Here is a 4189-nt window from a genome sequence, read left to right as displayed (position 1 = left end):
GAAGAACTGGAAGGGAAAGAATTGCAAGCAAAGGTTACAGCACGATATCAGATAGACAGCCATGTGTACGAGTACCTCCGTTATTCCTGCGGCTTCACATCGGAAGAGATAAACCGGAACAAAGAGACATTCATAACGGCACAAGAAAAGATAACCGACCTTATCGGAGAACTGGCTCTCCTAAACGGAAAATCACGAGAAAAGAACAATCCGAAAGGGTGGATTATAAACGCCCTTAAAGGGAAAATCAAGGATAAGTAACAAGATTACCCGGCTGAAACACTCCGGGTAATCTTGTCAAATCAGAGGAACGATTTCCATTTCTACACCAAGTTCTTTCATCTGCTGTTGTATTTCCTCGCTGCTTAGTTTCTCTCTCGCCAGTGCAAGCCCATGAAAGGCGTCCCAGCCTGCCGGCTTCGAAACGATACTACCGTTTAGGACGGCATGGGTGATTTCGCCGCCGGACTTCGCACCCTTGTTCAGTATGAAGAAGAACCGGGGTTCTTCGTGTTCCGTTGTTCCCATAATTCGTAAAGTTAGATGTTTATTTATTCCCCTTTTGTTCCCTTGCCTGCTCTTGGTAGTATTCATAATACTGCTTGTAGTTGTCCCGGTCTTTGGCTGCATCCGTCCAAAGATAGCACATGAAACAAGCGAACAATAGGGAGATAACAGCACAAAGGATTGAGTAGAACGAAATTCGTTTGTCCACATAACCGCCGTTTTTCATTCTGTACCCCTGCCGTTCAAAGTCCGCCAACACGTTTTTTAGGCGATTTTCGGCACTTTCAAGGCTTTTCCCGTCTATTTGTACCTTTCGGGCTGTTGCGTCCTCTATGCGCTTCGTATAGACTTCAACACGCTTTAGTTCTTGATACACCAGTTCTACCGCAAGCTGCGGGTTTACCCTTGGCGTTGTATCTTTTCTTTTCCGGGGGCTGTACTGTCCCTGCTTAACGTTGGAAGCTGCCGCTTCCGGGTGTGAGTTTGTTTCCATGAGATATGTTCATTGAGTTGCACTTCAGTTTGCTTTGTGTCCGCTCGATATGGGCGAGAGTGTAGCCTTTCCCTATCTCGCTTGCCTTATACTCCGTACCGCTTCGGGCTGTGACATAGTAGCCGTTAAGTTTCCCGGTGCTTGCCCTGGCTTCCCGGACTTTAAAACCTCTCTTACCAAGTTCTTCCTTGAATTTGGTAAAGTCAAAGCCCTGCATCTTCTTCAATACGCCGTCCATGGCTTCCTTGATTTCCGCTTTGTTGACTTTGCCAATGTCCTGCGACTGTACAAAGTTCCGTTCCTTGGCTATGGCATTGGCGGCTTCCGTTGCCTTTTTCCCTATCCAGTTGTCCCGGTACAGTTCCCCGGAAAGGGAAACCCGGTTTGCCAGTATGTGCAGGTGGGCTTGCTCTTTCTTGCTCTCCGTACCGCTGTGCCGGATGATGATGTACTGGTGGTTCGCCAACCCCATGCGCTGCATGAAGTCGTTACCAAGTTCCGCCCAGTCCGCATCCGTAAAGGTGGCGCTTTCCTCTATCGAGGGGCTGACCTCGAAACGCAGGCAGTTGTTTTTTACGTTCGGAAAATCAATGTGATACGGTTTCATTTCCTGCACCATTTCCGCACCAGTACACCCATAAAGTTCATGCCGGGCTATCTCGGTGGCTACTGCCTGCCCGTTTATCTCTTTGGCGAGGTCGTACTCCAATGCCGCCACACCATGTGATATGCTTTTCCCTTTCCCTATCATCGTGAGAGTATTTTTTTGAGCTCTGTAATTAGTGCCCGGTTCTCCTCGAACACTTCCCGGTACTGGCGACCACCGAAGTAGTTGTTCAGCCGTTGGAGCGTTCCTTTCAACTGGGCTATGTCCCGGAGAAGCTGCCGTTCCTCCTCGGTGTACCTCTCCCTTGGGCGCCCCCCAAGGGACAAACTCCGGCAGTATTCCGATACGCTTAGACTGCACCGGGCTGCCTGCTCCGCAAGTGCGTCCTTTTCAAGTTCGGTACACCGGAATGTAATCTTTTCGTTCCGTCTTAGTTCCATGCCACAAAGGTAATCTTAAAATCTTTTTGAGCAAAGCGAGAAAAGCAAGAATTGTCCGACAAGGACACTTCTTGCTATATATACACATGCCGCATGGGAATACATCCACGCCAACCGCCCAGCAAAAAGCCCCGGCGTGTTAGAAAATCCCCCACAGCCTAACAAATTCTACCCCATTTCTACCCAAGGGGATTACACGCCGCAGAAGTCATCCGGGAACATGTCTTCCAGTTCGTCCAAATCAATGGTTTCTTCTTCGGACACCTCCACCCATTCAATGTTTTCTTTCCCTCTTATCGCACATGAGTACATCTCGGCGGCGGCAAGAGAAGAGAACACCTCGTGCATAGGCTCGCCGTTCTCTAACCAGTAAACACAATATTCGACCATAACAGTTTTATCATTTATCGTTGTAATGCCCCTCTACCTCCAAGATGTAGACCTCTACCACTTCCTCGTAAATGTCATAGATTATCCGGTCATGGGCGGTAATGTGTCGAGACCATGTAATATCCCCACCGCCCCTTAACGCTTCGGGATGCCCAAGCCCAGTCTTAGGGTGCTCTAACAATTCTTTGTAGATTTTCTTATACTTCTTGAACAAATTGGGGTTTGATTTCTTCCATTTGGCAATCACCTTATCCACCCCGTCGGAAACCCTAATTGTGTACATCATAGACTATCGAAATAAGCGTCAATATCCTCACTGCTTTTGAGGGTAACACACTTTCCGGATTTGATTTCTTCCCTTGCCTTGTCAATCCTTGCTTGCAGCTCCGGGGTTATCATCAAATCTTCACGACCAACTTTTACCAAAGCGTAAATCTCGTTTTTCCTGCGAATTAGTACCTGCTCGCCATTGTCAGCTTTGGTGAAAGACGCTGCGAGGTTGTTACGGTATTCTCTTACTGATAATGCTTCCATATCTGTTTGCTTTTAAATTCAGCACAAAGATAGCTATATTTCAATAAAATACAAACATTTTGTACACAAACGTGTACACGCCATAAAAACCCGTTTCCAATCCTACCGCCCGTTGGTTGGTTTTGCTTTGCTCTTTTTCCCTATCGTTTTTCTTTTTCCGACAGTAAATCAACCACTTAGCTCTATAAATTCCCCTTGTCTGTTATAAGCATCGTCTGTAATATGCTCTATCACTTCTTCGCAAACGCCCATAAATAAAGGGATTAGAACATGTGTTTCCCCACACTTTGGGAGTTTAGTCCCCACACTTTGGGAGTTTAAAAGTAAATTAGTCCCCACACTTTGGGAGTTTTACCCCTCTTTTTTTGTTTTAATGTGGGGATTGTGTATATTTGCAGCAAATCAATCGTTTATGAAAAAGAAACTACCTATTACCAAGAATAAAGATGTTGTTGTTTCATGGGTATATACATGGTCAAAACAGCAAGACATGTCCATACACGAACAAAGAATAGTTCTTCGCATACTGGAAGCGTGCCAAGCTGAACTAAAGGGAGTAAAACTGAAAGATTATGCAGGCACGAAACGCAAGTTTGAGCATGGACTTTGGGATGTTGATGCACAAATGCATGTATCTGACGTTATTTTTTCCGGACGTGATTACAATGAAATCATAGCCGCACTCGATTCTTTGGCAGGACGTTTTTTTACTTACGAAGATGACGAGGAATGGTGGAAGTGCGGATTTATATCTAACCCAAAATATAAAAAACGCACTGGCATTATAACCTTTCGTGTGTCTAACGACCTTTGGGATGTGTTTACCAAGTTCGCCAAGGGGTACAGAGAATTTGAGTTAAACAAGGCTCTTGCGCTACCTACTGGGTATTCCCTTAGGTTTTACATGTTAATGAGTGGGCAGGTGTACCCTTTGGATATATCCCTTGAAAACTTGAAAGACCGTCTTGGCATACCTGCGGACAAATACAAGGACAAGAACGGAAAAGACAGAATAGATCATTTTGAGGAAAGAGTTTTGAAACCAGCAAAGGCTGCGCTTGATGAGAGCTGCCCATACACTTTCAACTACGTGAAAGTGCGTGAAAACCCAAACAACAAACGTAGCAAGGTGACCGGGTTTAGGTTCTACCCGGTCTATCAACCACAGTTCAGAGATGAAGAACTGGAAGGGAAAGAATTGCAAGCAAAGGTTACAGC

At 45.8% G+C, this 4189-nt stretch carries 8 protein-coding genes and 1 pseudogene; 2 read left to right on the top strand and 7 right to left on the bottom strand.

Going from position 1 to position 4189, the window contains the following annotated elements; translation table 11 throughout:
• A pseudogene (locus DW800_RS19410) lies at window positions 1-261 on the top strand (replication initiation protein); the annotation flags it as partial.
• Window positions 262-297: 36 nt separating this feature from the next.
• Here the strand turns inward: DW800_RS19410 and DW800_RS19405 are convergent.
• The 7 genes from DW800_RS19405 to DW800_RS19375 all read right to left on the bottom strand — a co-directional run bounded on the left by DW800_RS19405 (window position 298) and on the right by DW800_RS19375 (window position 2971).
• Window positions 298-528 (bottom strand): hypothetical protein, encoded by a 231-nt coding sequence (locus tag DW800_RS19405; protein WP_004295510.1) that lies wholly within the window; start codon window positions 526-528, stop codon window positions 298-300.
• A gap of 19 nt (window positions 529-547) precedes the next feature.
• The gene (mbpC, locus tag DW800_RS19400) at window positions 548-1000 is read right to left on the bottom strand and encodes a mobilization protein MbpC (protein ID WP_004295511.1); all 453 of its coding nucleotides are present in this window, start codon (window positions 998-1000) and stop codon (window positions 548-550) included.
• The gene (gene mbpB / locus DW800_RS19395) at window positions 957-1751 is read right to left on the bottom strand and encodes a mobilization protein MbpB (protein ID WP_007560590.1); all 795 of its coding nucleotides are present in this window, start codon (window positions 1749-1751) and stop codon (window positions 957-959) included. Before mbpB ends, mbpC begins: the two co-directional genes overlap by 44 nt.
• Window positions 1748-2047, bottom strand: coding sequence for a mobilization protein MbpA (mbpA, locus tag DW800_RS20085; protein WP_004327437.1), 300 nt, complete (start codon window positions 2045-2047; stop codon window positions 1748-1750). The genes mbpB and mbpA overlap by 4 nt, the downstream gene beginning before the upstream one ends.
• Window positions 2048-2239: 192 nt before the next feature.
• Window positions 2240-2437 carry a hypothetical protein gene (locus DW800_RS19385; RefSeq protein WP_004295503.1) on the bottom strand — a complete coding sequence of 66 codons (198 nt, stop codon included), beginning with the start codon at window positions 2435-2437 and terminating at the stop codon, window positions 2240-2242.
• Window positions 2438-2447: 10 nt separating this feature from the next.
• Entirely contained in the window at window positions 2448-2723 is a 276-nt protein-coding gene (locus tag DW800_RS19380; protein ID WP_004327436.1) for a type II toxin-antitoxin system YoeB family toxin, read from the bottom strand.
• Window positions 2720-2971, bottom strand: coding sequence for a hypothetical protein (locus tag DW800_RS19375; RefSeq protein WP_004295507.1), 252 nt, complete (start codon window positions 2969-2971; stop codon window positions 2720-2722). Before DW800_RS19375 ends, DW800_RS19380 begins: the two co-directional genes overlap by 4 nt.
• Window positions 2972-3383: 412 nt before the next feature.
• On the opposite strand from DW800_RS19375, the gene DW800_RS19370 reads away from it, so the two are divergent.
• A partial coding sequence (locus DW800_RS19370) for a replication initiation protein (protein ID WP_133303843.1) occupies window positions 3384-4189 on the top strand: 806 nt, incomplete at its 3' end.

The sequence above is a fragment of the Bacteroides sp. AM32-11AC genome, assembly GCF_003603515.1.
GTDB classification, from domain to species: Bacteria; Bacteroidota; Bacteroidia; order Bacteroidales; family Bacteroidaceae; genus Bacteroides; species Bacteroides uniformis.
Note: the sequence above shows the minus strand (reverse complement) of the source record. Positions and strands in the feature narration are given on the sequence as shown.